Genomic DNA, 16,661 nt, shown 5'->3' with positions numbered 1-16,661 from the left:
TAAAAGATTTCTAGTGGAAGTGCAAATTAAAATATGTTTAATACTAGGGCAAAGACATACGGTTATATAGTTTTTTTTATAGATTTATTAGGTGTAATAATATCTTTATTTGTTTGTTATAGTATTTTATATAATGAGACTTTTTTTAATACAGTTAACGTTTATTCTCCTTTAAGTACATCTTCATATCCCATTATTGTTTTAATTTGTTATTTTGTTGTTTCTAGAATTTTTTACAATAAAAAAATTAATATATATAAGATAAATTTTTCTAATATTGTGTTAAATACCTTTGTTATTACTTTTATTGATGTAACATTTTTATACTTTATAGGCTGGATTTGGAATATAAAGATTTTTAGCAATAAATTTGTGTTATTATATGGTATTTTTTATTGGTTTTTGGAAACAATTTGTAAATGGGCTATATTTAAATTATATATACTTTTTCTTACAAGTAAGAAAAATATTCGTAATATATTAATAGTTGGAACCAATAGAAGGGCTAGAGAGTATGCTAATTCAGTTTATAGAAATAGAATATTAGGTTTTAATTTAATAGGTTTTATTGACGATGTTGATTATAGTAATGGAAAGTGCAATCTTCTAGGAATGTTATCAGATTATAAGTCTATTATTAGAGACAATGTAATCGATGCTGTATTTATTTCCTTACCTATTAGATCCTTTTATGATGAAGTCAATTCTATTATAAAAATATCTGAAGAACAAGGGATTAAGGTTTATTATTCTGCAGATTTGTTTGAAATAAGTAAATCTATTAAAGAACCCTGTAAAATTGGACATCTATATTCAGTAATTGTATCTTCTGCCCCACTAGAAGATGCAACAATGTTATGGAAGAGATTTATGGATATTTTATTTTCCCTGGGTTTATTAATTTTGCTTTCCCCTGTATTTATTCTAACGTCTATTGTTATAAAGATTACCTCTAAGGGTCCAGTATTTTTTGTTCAAAAGAGGATAGGCTTACATAAACGTATATTTAATATGTATAAATTTAGAACAATGGTGCAAGGTGCTGAAAAGATGCAAGAACATCTATCAGAATTAAATGAGATGGATGGTCCTGTATTTAAGATTAAAGATGATCCTAGGGTTACAAAAGTAGGACATTTTTTGAGAAAATATAGTATTGATGAACTACCACAGCTTTTTAATGTAGTAAAAGGTGATATGAGCTTAGTGGGTCCTCGGCCTCTTTCTTTAAGAGACTATAGGAGATTATCAGAAAATGAAGATTGGGTAAGACGGAGATTTAGTGTCCGTCCTGGATGTGTTTGTTATTGGCAAATTGGAGGAAGAAATGACGTAAGTTTTAAAGAATGGATGAATTTAGATATGAAATATATTGATGAATTTAGTCTTTTTACAGATTTAATGATTTTATTAAAGGCAATACCAATTGTATTAAAAGGTACAGGGAGATAATTTTAAAATCTTTTTTAAGAGGTTATGATATGAAATTGAGGAATATTTTAATTGTAGTCATGATAATTGTGTTGTTTTTCATTGGACTGATGGGCTATCGCTCTGGAATTTTTGGCAAAACAAGACTAGAGAAGTTTATTGAAAGCCATTTGACATTACAAACGCAACATAAATAGACTTTTTAATAAAATTATAAAAAATTAAGGAGAGATATGATATGAATGATAAACAAGTATACATAAGATTTTTAATAATAGCTCTGCTATGTATATTTTTGGGATGTGGAGCTAAAAGGAAGCCTCAGACAGAAATACCTAAAAATTTTTTTCGTCCTCAAACTCGTACAGTAATTGAACCAGGAGATACTTTAGTTATTCGTTTTTTTTATCATCCTGAGATTAACAATGTGCAAACAGTGAGACCAGATGGAAAAATATCATTGCCTTTTTTTCAAGGTCTTTATGTTCAAGGAATGACCCTAGAGGATCTCCAAAAAAAATTAGTTGCTCTGTATTCAAAATATTTTGTAAATCCTGTAATAACAATATCATTCCAAACAAAAGCTACTAGAACTGTATTTGTTGCAGGTGAAGTCACCAACGGAGGAGAAAAATCTATTCCTACTAATATGACGGTGGCTCAAATACTTGCTTTAAGTGGAGTTAGAATTAGAAGTGCAGCTTTAGATTCGGTAATTTTATTAAGACGTAATAAAAATGGATATAAGGTATATAAAATAGATGCCGATTTTAAATCAGGTAAGGAAAGAGATATTTTTTTAGCAGAGGGGGATATTTTGTTTGTGCCTCGTAAGACAATTGTTAAGCTAAATGATTTTATAGAACAATATATTAAGAATATGATTCCTTCAACTATGTCCTTGGGATTAGGTTTTACCTATGAATTACATGCTGATAACTAAAAAAGGTGGTTTTATTATGAATACAACACTTAGAGATTTATTGAATTTCTTTTTTAGATATATAAGATATAATATTATATTTACCATTGCAGTCATTTTACTTGCAGGAGTTTATTTGTCATGTGCAAAAAAAATATATATTAGTAAGGCTAAAGTGCTTATTCGGTTGGGTTCAGAACAAATGGGAAATATGCAATTTGTTTCTGACAAAAATAATATTTATGTAACTCGTCGAGAACAAGAATTAAAAAATGAGATTCAAATAATCAAAAGCGATATAGTATTTAAAAGAAGTGCTGAAAAAATAATTGGAAAAGATTTTGACATACATAAATTTGATAATTTTTTAGATAAATTTTTTAATAAACTACATTTAATAACCTCAAAAATTAAATCTTTATTTGGCTTAGAAGAACAGAAAATTGAGGGAAAAGAACATGCAGAATTAATATTACAAGTTGCAAATTATTTGAAATCCCATTTGTCTGTTAAGGCATTATTTGAATCTGATACTTTAGAATTATCTTTTAGATTTCCAAATCCCAAAGTAGCTCAAAAGGTCTTGGAAATTATAATTAATGAATATATAAAACACCACATAGAGGTATATAATACCTCAAAAGAAGTAGACTTTTTAAAAGACGAACTTAAGAGTTCAAAGACAAGATATGAAAAACTATTGGCTGATTTCTCAAATTTTATGGGGAAATATGATATTTATAGTGGCAAGGACCAGTTAATATTACTTATTGAGAAATATAATCAGGTAAAACAAAGTTTGATAGAAGCAAAGGCTAAATATGAATATTTGACCAATAAACTCCATATCTTTAAGAAAATTAAATCTTCTCTTAAACCTTATCAGGAATATAGGACTGTAGAAGTAAGAAATCGTCAGTATGATGTTTTGAGAAGTAAACTTGAGGATGCATTATTAGAAAAAAAGAATTTACTAAATTTGTATACTAAAGATAGTCGAGTAATAGCTAGGGTTGATCAAGAAATAAAACTTTTAAAGCAACTTCTTTCAACAGAGCCAAAGCGTATAGTTGACACTAAGGATAAAAGAAAGACTCAAGTATATGAGACAGTGGAGCAAGAGATTGTTCAGCTAGAAGCAGAAGTAAAGGGAAAAAAAGCTGAAATGATGTCTTTAAAAAAGGAGCTACTTTCTCTTAAGAAAGAATTAAATTTTTATGTTAAGAATCTTAAATATTTTAATATGTTAAAAGAAGAAGTAAAATTTGCTAAAAAGGCTTATGAAAAGATTTTTAATGGGTTTTTGGAAAACAAGATTAAGAATCTAATAGAGAATAGAGGCATTACCAACTTATCTTTAGTTGAACCCCCTTCTTTTAATATTAAGCAATCTAGTCCTAAAATAAAATTGGTATTAATAATGGCAATATTGTTAATTTTTTCAGGAAATGGAGCCATATTAATTCTTTTCTCTGTTTTTGATCATAGAATTACCAGTCCAAATGAACTAGCAAAGTCCACAGAGCTTCCTGTGTTAGGCTCAATATCTTTTCAAAAGATTATGAAAGGAGTATCTAAAGAAAAGTTTTTATTACAACTATATAAGAATAATATAAGAGAATTTCAAAAGTTTTTTATTTCTCTTACAACTTCTAAAATCGATGAAAAAAACTTATTATTTACAAAATCAAGATCAGGAGAGGGAGGGACAACTATTTGTATGTTAATGGCCCTTTTTTTCAGGGAATATCAACGTAAAAGTGTAGTTGTTGTTGATTTTTCTGGCAATGAATTAATAAGAGATCATTGTAAAAGAAAACAAACAGAAAACAATTTATTTGTGAAGGGTTCTTTTCAAGGGGTTGATCTATATTACTATGCTTCAAGAAAAAAAGAAGGAGTTTTTGATATAGAAGATAAATTTTCAATATTATCACAATTAAGGGAAGAATATGAGTATGTATTTGTAAATATGCCAGCTTTAAGAGATTCTCATGAATTTATATTTTTACGTAATCATATTGATAAGGTGATTTTTGTAGTAGAGGCCGAGTCTATAAAGATACATATTGTTAAACATAACTTAAATATACTTAAAGAATATGGAATAACAAACATTGTAACTATTCTTAATAAAAGAAAGTTTTATATTCCAGAAACAGTATATAGGTTTATATGATGAATTTTTATTTGTTTTTACATAAATTTTTTCTCAAAATCTCATCATGTTATACTTTTTTAATTAAAAGAGCTTTTCAAAAGTTTGGCAGAGAATCTATTATTTATTTTCCAGCTAGAATTGAAAACCCTCATAGAATTTGTATAGGAGAAAATGTTATAATAGGTAGGAATTGTTGGTTGAATCCAGTAGAAGAATGGCAGGGAAAAAAATATAATAGTAAACTTATAATAGGAAATAGTTCTGTTATTATGGATGGGACTCAAATATCAGTGGTAAATTATATAAAAATAGGAGATAGGGTCTTGATTGGTAGAGGATGTGCTATAGTAGATCATTTACATGATTATAGAATTATAGATTGTCCTTTAAATATTGCACCCTTGACTGAGGGTAAACCGATAGTAATTGAAGACGATGTTTTTATAGGTGTTAATACTGTTATCGCTCCAGGCGTTAGAATTGGTGCTCATTCATTTATTGGGGCAAATTCAGTAGTTAATGTTAATATTCCTCCTTATTCTATGGTAGCTGGTAATCCAGCAAAAATTGTTCGCTCTTATAACCATAATAAAGGACTTTGGGAAAAAGTAAATAAAAACAATTCTATTTAATCTTTTATAGGTTTTGACGGGGAACTCTCCTTATTAAAGTAATGAAAATGTATAATACTCGACAAGCTAGAATAAAATGGGTAGATTATGCTAAAGGGATTACGATCATTTTGGTTATCTATCACCATGTAATTAGAGGATTGGTAGATTCTAAATTGCCTGTTAATATATTTTTTTTTAATTTTAGTAATTTTTTGATTTCTTCTATAGAAATGCCCCTTTTTTTTATGGTATCAGGATTTTTTGTAAAATTTTCTATAAAGAGATATGGATCTAAAATTATTATAAATAAGTTGAGAACCCTCATGTATCCATATTTAATATGGTCTTGGATTTTGATTAGCCTGAGGATTTTGATGTCAAAATATATTAATCATAAAGGTGTAGTGCACGATTATTTATCTATATTCTATCTTCCTTATGATATATATTGGTTTTTATATGTATTGTTTTTATGCTTTTTACTTTATTTTTTATTAAATAAATTTATTTCAGAACGTGGTCAATTATTTTTCTCTATTTTGTTTTATTGTATACAATTATATCACAATTTTTATTTTTTATCTGATTTAGTAATGAAATATTTTGTGTTTTTTGTGTTAGGAGCCGTCTCATTTGAACATATTCAAAGTGTTTTATTAAAAATTATTTCTATTAAAATGTTTTTTTATGTAATAATATTATTTATAATAATTATATTTTTTACTTATTTCTATGTATATCAACAAAAAATATATATATTCTTTGATGAGAAATTAAATATATATAATTTTATAATTGGAATCATTGGCATAATATTAATTTCTTTAATTTCTAACTTATTATATAATTATAATAAATTAAAAATTTTATCATATATAGGAGAAAATACCCTATATATTTATGTTTCACATACTATTTTTACTGCATCTACAAGGATTTTTTTAATAAAAATATTAAATATAGATATAATAAGTATTCACATAATTTTAGGAATATTTATGGGACTATTATTTTCTATTTTATTATATAAATTAAGTTCTTATTTAAGGATTAGTTATTTGTATAAAATATAAATATTTTTTTAAAAGGAGTAATTATGATAAAAGATTTTATAAAACAAAGGATACTTGTCCATTTGTCAGAAGAAAAGGTCCAATTAATTCGTAAAATCTTTTATCAGTTTGTTAATTTATTTGATATTCATTATAAGATCAAAGGAGAGGGAAATAAGATAAGCTATAAAAGGGCATTTTTAAGACATGTAACTTTTGAAATCAGAGGGGATAATAATCTGATAATAATAAAAAAGAATGCTATTTTAAATAATATGTGGATAAGAATGATAGGATCTAATCATCGACTTATTATAGGAGAAGACTCTTATCTTGTAGGGAGTAGGTTATGTTTTGAAGATAATAACTGTCTTATTTCCTTAGGAAAGGGCATTGTTTATTGTAAAGAATCTCATATGGCAGCTAGTGAGGAAGGTACATCCATAAAAATAGGGGATGGAACACATATAGGAGCAATGAATGATATAAGAACTACAGATTCCCACTCTGTAATAGATGTAAATACTAAAAAGCGTCTCAACCCTCCTGGAGATGTTATTATAGGAAAAAATGTGTTTATTGGTGAAAGATCTACTATATTAAAAGGAGTAAAGATAGGAGATGGTAGTGTGATAGGTATAGGTTCTATAGTTACTAAAGATATTCCAGATTATTGTGTTGCAGTAGGAATTCCTGCTAGAATTATTAGAAAAAATGCTACTTGGATATGGGAGAAGATTAAAGATTATGAAACATAACTATACAGTTATATTTATCCAAAGTTGGATTTAACATGAAAGTTGTAAATAAGAAAATTTTTAGTAATACAGGCTTCATGAGTGGTTCTTCTCTTTTGGGAAGAATAATTGCTTATGTATATTTTTTGATTTTAGTTCGTTCTTTTTCTAAATTGCAAGTTGGTTTATATGCGGTATTGATAACATCTTATCTTTTAATGGAATTAATTGGAAATTTAGGTCTTGATAAAATAATTATTAGAGATCTGGCTAAATCTGATGAGACTATTCAAAAAACAATTATATTTTATTCCACATTAGAGATTAAGTTATTTACCTCAATATTTATATGGATATTATTTTTTATGTTTTTTAAGTTTTTATATCCTTACCATTTTGAGAACTATTCTTCAGAAATTATTCTTTTTTTTGCTTCAATTTTTCCCCTTTGTATGGCTAAAACCATAGAGAGTTATTTTATTGCACAAGAGAAAATGTATATTCCTGCAGGAAGTCAATTCTTAGAGCGTCTATCTTTACTGTTTGTTTCAGTTTTAGTCTATGTGAAATTTATTGGTTTTGCAGGTTTTTTAATAGGTTTTTTTCTGTCAGTGGGTATACGAACATTGTTGTTGATTATAATTTTTGTTAAAGAAAAAAAATTTTTAAAGCCTACAATATCTTTTGATAAAATTAAGGTCCTAGCAAAGGAATCCATGAGAATGTTACCAATTGAAGCCCTTGCCTTAATATATTTTCGAGTTGATATTTTTATGCTATCCAAAATGGTAGGATTGAGTCTAACAGGTATTTATCAGGTATGTTATAAGATTTTTGATTTTTTTGTTTCTCTGTTTGGAGGTTTTTTGATAGCAATCTTTCCTTCTCTTTCCAGGGAAAAAAGGGAATTTGATTTATTGAAAAAGGCATATATAGGTTTTTTTATAATGTGTATTATCTCCTTATTTACAATATATTTTAGGCGTGAAATCCTTATATTTTTTAAAAAAGACTTTGTTTTTGGAAGCACTACCTTAGTAGTTTTAATGTTGACCTTACCTTTTGTTTATCTAAATTCTTTACTTGCCCATTATGCCATAGCAATTAATAAGATTTTGCTCTTATTTCTTATGGCAATAGTCTTAGTAATAAGCAATATTGGTTTAAACATATTATTTATACCTAAGTTTTCTATTTTAGGTGCAGCTATATCTACCTTTATATGTGAAGTAATATGTACTCTCTTGATGTTTTTATTACTTTTTGATTTTTATAAAAAATTTAGGAATAATTAAAACTCTATTAAGATTCAATTTGAATTTTGAGGAAAAGAAAATGCGTAATATATATTTTATTGAGAATTTAGATTTAATAGTAATAATTCCTATTATTATTTTGTTAATTTTATTAATAAAAATAGGTGATATAGCTTTTATCTTTGCAGTAATTTCTAGTCTTAGTTTGATATTTCTATTCCTTATTTTTCGTTTTAATCTATTCTTTTTATATACCTCATTAGGTCTTCTAGGACTTTGTCCTTTCTTTTTTAGTATAGATGTAGGTTCTCTTCCTGCTGTTTATTTAGATGAGGTTATCTTTATCTTTTATGCAATTTATTTTATTATTTCATATTTTATTCTTAAAAATAGTGAACTTTATTTAGGAGGAAAATGGATAAGTATTTCTATTATTTTTTTACTATTTATTCATAGCATATCTTTTTTTACCGGAGTCCTTAAGATTGTAGCGCTTCGTAATTTTGTTGAGACATATGTTTGGGGAACTATTTTATTTTATATATTTTTAAATGAAACAGACAATGATAATATAAATAGTATTATATGTGTGTTAGCTACAGTAACTATTATTCTCTGCATATTTACCATACTCGAAAAAATAACAGAGCAAAATCCTGTATTAGCTCTTTTAAATAAAATATCTTATTTTCAACACATGAAAGGTCTTACTGGGTATAAATATTTTAGTCCTCAAGACGTGAAATTGGCCGGAGGAGTTTATCGTCCCTATACTATTTTTTTTCATCCATCAGAAGCAGGTACCTTTATGGCTATGGGAATATCCTTTGTGGTCTATAGATTTAGATATTCTTCAAAGATTCTTAAGACATTAGTTTTTGGGATTGTATCATTGGCAATTCTTTTAAATTTTACTCGTGGTGTATGGGTAGGAGTTGCAGTAGCTCTGTTTATTTTTTACAGACCAGCTAGGAAACTTGCTTTATTTTTAGTGCTACCATCTTGTTTGTTGCTTATAACTTTATGGTCTATTAGACAACATGATCCATTTATTAAGAGATTGTTAGATCCAACTAATCTATATGCTCGTTTTTTTTATTGGGATGTTGCATGGAATATTCTTAAAAATAATTTTTGGGTGGGAATAGGACATATGAAGTACCAGGAAATCTATTTAAATTATATTAATACATTGGGACCTAATGTTACTATAAATGTAAAACAAGTTTTTGTAGCGGATAATGTGTATTTAACCACTTTAGTAGAGCATGGAATATTAGGATTAGTTTCTTTATTAAATTTGATTGTAGTTGTATTTTATCAATTAAAAAAATCCTATAATACTTTTATTAAAATAGATCAGAAAAAATCTTATATTCTACTAGCTTGTATGTTTTCTTTAACAGTATATTTAGCTGCTGGATTATTTGCTGATGTACATCAATTTATAAAGGTTACTAAATTATTTTTTATTGTTATGGGGATAGGATTTTCTACTATATATAAAAATAAAATTTTATAATTTAAAATAATATTGTGTACATAAATTATGAATAAATTAAAAATAGTATTTTTTGTCATATCTGCAGGAGGAGTTAAGAAACATATTATTGATCTAGTATCTAGACTAGATAAAGAGAAATTTGAAATAATAGGTGTATTTCCTGATAAATTGCTTTTAAAAAGTGTTATAAAAGATGAGAAAAATAAATATTCCAGTTGTTTTAGAGAATTAGGTCATAAGTATTATATATTGGAAATACCTCCAGGAATAAATTTTTTAACAGATATAAAGGCAATTATCAGACTTATTAGTATTTTATTGAAAGAAAGACCTCAAATACTACATTGTCATAGCTCTATTGCCGGAGCCATTGGACGTATTGCAGGTAGATTATGTGGAATACCTAAAATTATTTATACTCCTCATTGTATGTATTATCAATGGGTTGGTGGAGTAAAAAAGTATATTTATTATATATTAGAAAGGATGTTGTTTTACTTAAGTGATAAAATTATAGCAGTATCCCATTCAGAATTCCAGGAATTATGTTCAGTTTTTCCAACAGCTAAAAGGTTAATACAAATAAATAATGGAGTAGATATTGAAATGTTGGTCCAGCATAAATCCTCAGTTGATGTTGAGAAACTAAAAAATTCCCTGGGGGTAGAAAAGGGATCAAAGATTATATTATCAGTGGCAAGGCTTTCTCCTCAAAAGGATATTATGACATTACTTAAAGCTGTTTATGTAGGAAAAGAGAAATTTAACAATACAGTTGTGCTTATAGCTGGGGAAGGAGACCAATATGAGGAATTAAAGAATTATGTTGATACCAGAGGACTAAACAAAAGAATCATTTTTTTAGGATGGAGAGATGATATTTATGACTTAATGGCCATTTGTGATATTGTAGTCCTCTCATCTAAAAAAGAGGGAATGCCATATTCAGTGATCGAGGCAGGAGCAATGGCAAAACCTGTGGTTGGAAGTGATACCACTGGAATTAAAGATGGAATTATACATAGAAAGACAGGTTTTCTCTTTCCCGTAGGAGATGCAAAAGCATTGTCTAACTATTTACAACTTTTGGTAAATAACCCCAATTTATGTATTGAAATGGGACATAGGGCACAAGCATTTATTAGATCTAATTTTAATGTACATAATATGGTAAAGGCAACAGAACAATTATATCTAGGTAAGGGTTAAAATATGTTAGTTTCTATTATTTATGTAAATTGGAATTGTTGTAAAGATATATTGAATTCTATGGAATCTGTGTATAATGAATGCCATGGATTTGATTATGAAATAATAGTGGTTGATAATGATTCTGAAGAGAATATAGATCCCCTTAGACAAAGCAATATAATATTAATTGAGAATTCTAAAAATATTGGCTTTGGGGGAGGGTGTAATATTGGAGCCAAAGTAGCCAAAGGAGATTATCTTGTTTTTTTAAATCCAGATACAATATTGCAGGGAAATACCATAGGATGTTTGATTAATTTCTTACGTGCCAATCCCTATGTGGGTGCTGTTGGACCAACGGTAGTTGATAGAGATGGAAACATTGATTTTAGTGCTGGACGAGCTTTTCCTTCCATTTTTAATGAATTTTTGGAACATTCTACCTTGACCTTTAAATTTCCCAAAAATTCTATTATTGGAAGACCATATTATTCCACATGGGATCACTGTTCTACTCGGCCTGTGGACACCTTAATAGGTGCATGTATGGCACTTCCTTTTTCTGTTTTTCATGAGATAGGTGGTTTTGATGAAAATTTTTTTCTGTATTATGAGGAAGTAGATCTTTGTCATAGGATATGGGAAAGTGGGTATCCTGTATATTATGTTCATTCTTGTAAAGTAAAACATTTGGGAAAGACCAGCACTATAAAATATTTTAAGACCATGGATGCAATAATCCTACAGCATTTAAAAAGTGTATATTATTATTTTAAAAAGCATCATGGAAATATATATGCGCACATTTGGAGAAAAATGATAGCTACTATATATTTATTGAGGTTTTTAAAAAATAGACAACCTGAATTTCTTGAATTTTTTAAATGGGGGATTGGAATTGTTTAGTATTATAATTCCCACCTATAATAGAGCGAATATTTTAATTCATACTTTGAATAAAGTATTTGATATGGATGTAATAGAAGAATGTGAGGTAATTGTGGTTAATGATGGTTCTACAGATAATACAAAAGATGTGTTGTGTAAATATGAAAAGGAACATAAGGGAAATTTAAAGATATTAACACAATCCAATCAAGGACCTGGAATTGCTAGAAACTATGGCCTTAAAGAGGCAAAGCATGATTTAGTATTATTTCTTGATGATGATGTATTTCCTCCTGCTAACTTGTTAAAGGAACACAGTATCTTTTTGCAAAGAGGGTTTGATTTATCCCAAGGTATTCTTGTTTGGCATCCAGAGATTGCATTAAGTCCTGTATTAAAATATATGGATAGTAAAGGAATGCAATTTAAGTTCCCCAATGAACAACAAAATGATTTACATCCTCTATATGTATATACTGCAAATTTGGCAGTTAAAAGATCAAAGATTTTGGATTGTGGAGGATTTGATGATGATTTTGCAATGGCTCGATATGCTTTTGAAGATACAGCTTTTGCATACAATTGCAAAAAAAATGGGCTAAAAATAGGGTTAAATATTAAGGCATGGGCATACCATTATCATCCTATTTCAGAAAAGGAATTAATAAAAAGAGAATATAAGGTAGGTTTTTCTTATGGGGTTCTACAAGAAAAATATCCAACCCTTGCCAAAGAGATGGGACTTAATAAAAAAATGATTTTTCCAAAATTGCAATTAAAAATCATTAAATGGTTATGGGATATAGGTATTTTGAAGTTATTTTTTGATTTTGAAATTTCTATGAGAATTAAATGTAGAATTGCTTTTTTAGAAGGTCTTTTATCTTATAAAGAGAGTAAAAGGATTAAAGATGGCAAAGATAATGTTTAGAAAATGGATAACTATAATATGGTTGATTGTAGTGGCAATGATTATTCCAAAGAATAGTTATTCATTTGATGCTTATGTTTTTTTGAAAAATCGTATTGTTCCCATTTATGTACAAAATATAAAGTTTTACTATGCAACACAAACTAGTGGTCGGGAATCAGCAATATGTATGGGCAGAGGTACTTATATGGAATTTAATTTTAATAAAATCAGACAAATAAAATTTTTAAAATATATAGGTGCTAGGCGAAATTTATATCCTGTGTATAGGGTAAAAATATCTTTTAATGAATCATGTAGTGATATGGAACTTACTCTAATCCCTTTAAAAATGATTTATGGATTTTCTCAAGGTACAACTTGGAGATATAGATTGTTGTTTAATGAGGGTTATAAAACTAATATAGATAATATAAAATCAATAAAATTTATTCATACACTTGGAGTTGAGAAATAAGAATGGTTTCTATTATAATTGTTGCTTATCACAATGAAAATACAATAGAGGCTTGTTTAAGGTCTATTTGTAAACACGCCTCAAAACCGTGGGAAATAATAATAGTTGACAATTCGTTGGATAACTTAACTTCAAAAAAGGTAAAAAATTTTTTAAAAAATAATCCAGGAATAGCATTAAAATTAGTTGTTCCTAAAAGAAATGTAGGATTTGCAAAAGGGTGTAATATTGGGGCAAGGCATGCCAAAGGAAATTTTTTAATGTTTTTAAATCCTGATACTGAGTTGATAAATGATGTTCCAGGAATTTTATCTAACTTTCTTTTAAACAATCTAAGGGCATGTGTGGCTGGCCCTATGATATTAGATGAACATGGTAAAATTACAAAGACATGTAGAAATTTACCAAATTGGTACAGAATTTTTCTTGATGCCTGTGGTTTAGATCGTATTTTAGGGCAATATAAATTATTACATTTTGATCATAAAATTCCTAGAAATGTGGAACAGGTTGTAGGAGCTTGTTTTTTTGTAAGCCATAAAGATTTTATAAAATTTGGAGGTTTTGACGAGAGTTTTTTTATGTATTTTGAAGAAGTGGATTTTTGTAAAAGGGTATTAGATGCAAATCGTGAGGTGTGGTTTAGGCCAGAAGCTAAGGTAAAGCACATTGGAGGAGTTTCTGCTGAGAGTCCTTCTAATATAGATGTTATGATAAAGACATTAAGAAATAGTAGAAATATATATTTTAAGAAACATTTTGGGATATTTGACCAGATATTAGTTGATCTAATTAATAGGTTGGAGGGTTTGGGCAAGGGGTGTATATTTGCATTTCTTTATATTTTTACAAAAAGAATTATATTTAAAAAAAAGGCACAAGGTTTTTTTAGGGCGGTTTTTTAATGAAAGTCCTAGCTTTAACAATAAAACCTAATTTATCTCCAGATACTAGATATAGGATATATCAGTATATAGATTTTTTTAAAAAACAAGAAATATATGTGGATCATTTGAGCCTATTAAATGAAAGATTTTTTTTATGGCATCAGGAACAAGGTAATACTCTATTAAAGATTTTGTTTTATATGTTTTTTCTTTTTAAAAGAATTATTCAAGTCTTGATTTTAGTTCCCAAGTACGATGTAATATGGATTCTAAGAGAATTGTCTCCAATAGGACCACCATGGCTAGAAAAATTGGTTTTTGGGTTACATTCCAAGGTAATTTTGGATATTGACGATGCAATTTTTTTAAAAGATAAGGCTTCTTCAAGTTTTATTCATAGATATTTAAGGGATTTTACAAAATTTGAAGATATAGCAAAAAGATTTTCTACAGTAGTATGTGGTAACCGTTTTTTAGCTGATTACTTTAATAAATTAGGTGCAAAGGTAGAGGTTATTCCTACAGTGGTAAGTTATGAAAAATATAGTAAAATTAAAAGGAATCCTTCTTCTCATGTTAGGATAGGGTGGATAGGAACGCCTACAAATAGGGTTCATTTTCAAGTGGTTAAAGATGTGTTTCACAAATTGATAAAGGAAGTTAATTTTGAATTAATAATAATTGGCTTAAACAAACCATTAGATTGGAATTTAGAGAATATAACTTACCTTCCTTGGGAATTATCTAAGGAATTAGACTATTTTTCCCTTTTTGATATAGGGATTATGCCTTTATTGGACTTTGAATTTGCAAAGGGAAAATGTGCCTTTAAAATTATCCAATATATGGCTGCTGGCATTCCCGTTATTGCTTCTCCTATTGGAGCAAATGTTGAAGTTATTCAAGATGGTTTAAACGGTTTTTTGGCAAAAGATGATAGAGAGTGGATTCTTAAAATGAAAAGGTTGATATGTGATCAAGAGTTAAGGGAAAAAATGGGCAGTCATGGGAGAAAAACAGTAAAGAATTTTTATTCATTAGAAAAACAAGGGAGACGTTATGTACACATTTTTAGAAAGATCAATTAAAACTACAAAAAAGTTCTATTATGTGGTCATGTTCTTTATACTTTTTTTTTTGTTTTTTTGGATTTTACCTGTATATGGGTTTGTATTAGGAGTGAATGCAGATAATTGGAATCATCAGACTTCTAGCCATGCATTTGAAAGTGCATTAAAAAAGATGAAGATTAAGTTTATTGTTTGGCACATATCTCCTGAGGAAATACTTTCTGGTAAAGGTCTTCTGGAAATTATAAGTTTCTGTCGAAGAAATCATTTTTCCTATCTTTTTAATACAGAATTAGTAAATTATGTCCCCAATTTTCCTTACTTTGAACACAAGGATGGGACTTATCGGTGGGATATAAGCTCAAAGGTTATGAGTATTCTTGCCAGAGATCCTCTTTTTTTAGGGGTTGTATATGATGAACCAATGTTAATGCAATCTCTAAATGGAGCAAAGTTAAATAATAGAACTGTATTACCTTATTTTGTGGATGTTGCTAAGAAATCTGCAATGGTTGCTCATGATCTAGTAGTAGATAAGATAAGAGAACTAGTTGAATATTATAAAAGTTATGGAAAGAGATTGGTTTTTGAAATGGTATTCCCTGCTTATGCCCATCCTGCAGCGCGTGGTGGCGCAATTTTAGCACCTAAATTACTTAAAGAAAATTATAATGATTTAATGTATTATGTATATTCAGGAGCAGCTAGACAATATGGTCAAGCTGAATTGTGGGCATGTGTTGATTTGTGGTTTTTGGACAAATTCCCTTTTGGAGGAAAATATTTAAAAGGGTGTCATTCTCCAGAAGAATTATTAGATACATTAAAATATGCTTATACAAAAGGATTTGATTATGTATATATAGAGCACATGAAGGGTTTAGTGGATAAAAAGTTTAATCTTTCTCCATATGGAAAAAAAGTAGTAGAATTTCAAAATTTAAAAAGTAAACTTCTTCAAGGAAATTGGCGGACAATAGATGCTAATGTTATTATAAAACGTTTTCCTGATGGATATTGGGGACAAAAATATTCTACCTTTATTCCAGACCATCCTTATGGCTCATGGCAAAAAAGGCCAGAAAAAATGGTAGAAGCGTCTTTAAAATGGTTAAAATTACTTCACTCCCTTTCTAATGGTAATATTCCAGAAGATGCAAACAATTGGAATGCCATTACTAATTCTTATTTTAAGAATAATTCATATAAGACTATTGCAGGATTAAAGCCTTTTATTCTTTTGGATCATACTGGAATAATACCAAAAAAAACAGACCGTATAAAAATAATTGATCTAACAGATTTTTAATATTTTAAAGACATTGCCTAAAATATTATTAAACTGGACTTTTTCTTTTTTTAAGAAAATCTTGTTATAGTATCCCGCAGAATTCGATATAATTGAGACATTATTCAAAAACAGATAAAAGTAAGATTAAGAGCGAGAAAAAGGGAAGTTTTATAAAAAAATAGATAAAAGATTTTTTTTAACAGGACTTTCCCTTTTTTAAAGAAAATTTTGTTAATTAATCAATAAATATAATTAGTTATAGACAATTT

The 16,661-nt window shown here is 28.0% G+C and carries 15 protein-coding genes; all 15 read left to right on the top strand.

What is annotated here, in order from left to right:
* The first annotated feature begins 33 nt into the window (after nt 1–33).
* The 15 genes from ACYQ1E_RS09905 (at nt 34) to ACYQ1E_RS09835 (ending at nt 16,410) form a co-directional block, all read left to right on the top strand.
* On the top strand, nt 34–1,452 hold the full coding sequence (locus ACYQ1E_RS09905; protein WP_459878763.1) for a sugar transferase: 1,419 nt from the start codon (nt 34–36) through the stop codon (nt 1,450–1,452).
* Nucleotides 1,453–1,669: 217 nt separating this feature from the next.
* Nucleotides 1,670–2,374, top strand: coding sequence for a polysaccharide biosynthesis/export family protein (locus ACYQ1E_RS09900; RefSeq protein WP_459878760.1), 705 nt, complete (start codon nt 1,670–1,672; stop codon nt 2,372–2,374).
* 16 nt (nt 2,375–2,390) lie between these two features.
* Nucleotides 2,391–4,532, top strand: a complete 2,142-nt coding sequence (locus ACYQ1E_RS09895; RefSeq protein ID WP_459878757.1) for an exopolysaccharide transport family protein — start codon at nt 2,391–2,393, stop codon at nt 4,530–4,532.
* 179 nt (nt 4,533–4,711) lie between these two features.
* On the top strand, nt 4,712–5,146 hold the full coding sequence (locus tag ACYQ1E_RS09890; RefSeq protein ID WP_459878754.1) for an acyltransferase: 435 nt from the start codon (nt 4,712–4,714) through the stop codon (nt 5,144–5,146).
* A 47-nt stretch (nt 5,147–5,193) separates the two neighbouring features.
* Nucleotides 5,194–6,201, top strand: coding sequence for an acyltransferase family protein (locus ACYQ1E_RS09885; protein WP_459878751.1), 1,008 nt, complete (start codon nt 5,194–5,196; stop codon nt 6,199–6,201).
* 23 nt (nt 6,202–6,224) lie between these two features.
* Nucleotides 6,225–6,938, top strand: a complete 714-nt coding sequence (locus ACYQ1E_RS09880; protein WP_459878748.1) for an acyltransferase — start codon at nt 6,225–6,227, stop codon at nt 6,936–6,938.
* A 35-nt stretch (nt 6,939–6,973) separates the two neighbouring features.
* Nucleotides 6,974–8,212 (top strand): oligosaccharide flippase family protein, encoded by a 1,239-nt coding sequence (locus ACYQ1E_RS09875; RefSeq protein WP_459878745.1) that lies wholly within the window; start codon nt 6,974–6,976, stop codon nt 8,210–8,212.
* A gap of 40 nt (nt 8,213–8,252) precedes the next feature.
* Complete coding sequence (locus ACYQ1E_RS09870; protein WP_459878742.1) at nt 8,253–9,695, top strand: O-antigen ligase family protein; 1,443 nt, start codon at nt 8,253–8,255, stop codon at nt 9,693–9,695.
* 27 nt (nt 9,696–9,722) lie between these two features.
* The gene (locus ACYQ1E_RS09865) at nt 9,723–10,886 is read left to right on the top strand and encodes a glycosyltransferase family 4 protein (protein ID WP_459878739.1); all 1,164 of its coding nucleotides are present in this window, start codon (nt 9,723–9,725) and stop codon (nt 10,884–10,886) included.
* A gap of 3 nt (nt 10,887–10,889) precedes the next feature.
* On the top strand, nt 10,890–11,774 hold the full coding sequence (locus tag ACYQ1E_RS09860) for a glycosyltransferase family 2 protein (RefSeq protein WP_459878737.1): 885 nt from the start codon (nt 10,890–10,892) through the stop codon (nt 11,772–11,774).
* Nucleotides 11,767–12,687 carry a glycosyltransferase family 2 protein gene (locus ACYQ1E_RS09855; RefSeq protein ID WP_459878734.1) on the top strand — a complete coding sequence of 307 codons (921 nt, stop codon included), beginning with the start codon at nt 11,767–11,769 and terminating at the stop codon, nt 12,685–12,687. Before ACYQ1E_RS09860 ends, ACYQ1E_RS09855 begins: the two co-directional genes overlap by 8 nt.
* On the top strand, nt 12,668–13,144 hold the full coding sequence (locus tag ACYQ1E_RS09850; RefSeq protein ID WP_459878732.1) for a hypothetical protein: 477 nt from the start codon (nt 12,668–12,670) through the stop codon (nt 13,142–13,144). The genes ACYQ1E_RS09855 and ACYQ1E_RS09850 overlap by 20 nt, the downstream gene beginning before the upstream one ends.
* 2 nt (nt 13,145–13,146) lie before the next feature.
* Nucleotides 13,147–14,049: a glycosyltransferase family 2 protein gene (locus tag ACYQ1E_RS09845; RefSeq protein ID WP_459878730.1), complete on the top strand. Its 903-nt coding sequence runs from the start codon at nt 13,147–13,149 to the stop codon at nt 14,047–14,049.
* Nucleotides 14,049–15,119 (top strand): glycosyltransferase family 4 protein, encoded by a 1,071-nt coding sequence (locus ACYQ1E_RS09840; RefSeq protein WP_459878728.1) that lies wholly within the window; start codon nt 14,049–14,051, stop codon nt 15,117–15,119. Before ACYQ1E_RS09845 ends, ACYQ1E_RS09840 begins: the two co-directional genes overlap by 1 nt.
* Nucleotides 15,091–16,410 (top strand): hypothetical protein, encoded by a 1,320-nt coding sequence (locus ACYQ1E_RS09835; RefSeq protein WP_459878725.1) that lies wholly within the window; start codon nt 15,091–15,093, stop codon nt 16,408–16,410. Before ACYQ1E_RS09840 ends, ACYQ1E_RS09835 begins: the two co-directional genes overlap by 29 nt.
* The last annotated feature ends 251 nt before the right edge of the window (nt 16,411–16,661 follow it).

The organism is Desulfothermus naphthae (assembly GCF_054657475.1).
Note: the sequence above shows the minus strand (reverse complement) of the source record. Positions and strands in the feature narration are given on the sequence as shown.

Coding starts and splice junctions, on each gene's coding strand:
- ACYQ1E_RS09885 (WP_459878751.1), top strand. CDS start 5,194: ATGTATAATACTCGACAAGCTAGAATAAAATGGGTAGATTATGCTAAA.
- ACYQ1E_RS09850 (WP_459878732.1), top strand. CDS start 12,668: ATGGCAAAGATAATGTTTAGAAAATGGATAACTATAATATGGTTGATT.
- ACYQ1E_RS09860 (WP_459878737.1), top strand. CDS start 10,890: ATGTTAGTTTCTATTATTTATGTAAATTGGAATTGTTGTAAAGATATA.
- ACYQ1E_RS09840 (WP_459878728.1), top strand. CDS start 14,049: ATGAAAGTCCTAGCTTTAACAATAAAACCTAATTTATCTCCAGATACT.
- ACYQ1E_RS09905 (WP_459878763.1), top strand. CDS start 34: ATGTTTAATACTAGGGCAAAGACATACGGTTATATAGTTTTTTTTATA.
- ACYQ1E_RS09845 (WP_459878730.1), top strand. CDS start 13,147: ATGGTTTCTATTATAATTGTTGCTTATCACAATGAAAATACAATAGAG.
- ACYQ1E_RS09875 (WP_459878745.1), top strand. CDS start 6,974: ATGAAAGTTGTAAATAAGAAAATTTTTAGTAATACAGGCTTCATGAGT.
- ACYQ1E_RS09880 (WP_459878748.1), top strand. CDS start 6,225: ATGATAAAAGATTTTATAAAACAAAGGATACTTGTCCATTTGTCAGAA.
- ACYQ1E_RS09865 (WP_459878739.1), top strand. CDS start 9,723: ATGAATAAATTAAAAATAGTATTTTTTGTCATATCTGCAGGAGGAGTT.
- ACYQ1E_RS09870 (WP_459878742.1), top strand. CDS start 8,253: ATGCGTAATATATATTTTATTGAGAATTTAGATTTAATAGTAATAATT.
- ACYQ1E_RS09900 (WP_459878760.1), top strand. CDS start 1,670: ATGAATGATAAACAAGTATACATAAGATTTTTAATAATAGCTCTGCTA.
- ACYQ1E_RS09895 (WP_459878757.1), top strand. CDS start 2,391: ATGAATACAACACTTAGAGATTTATTGAATTTCTTTTTTAGATATATA.
- ACYQ1E_RS09835 (WP_459878725.1), top strand. CDS start 15,091: ATGTACACATTTTTAGAAAGATCAATTAAAACTACAAAAAAGTTCTAT.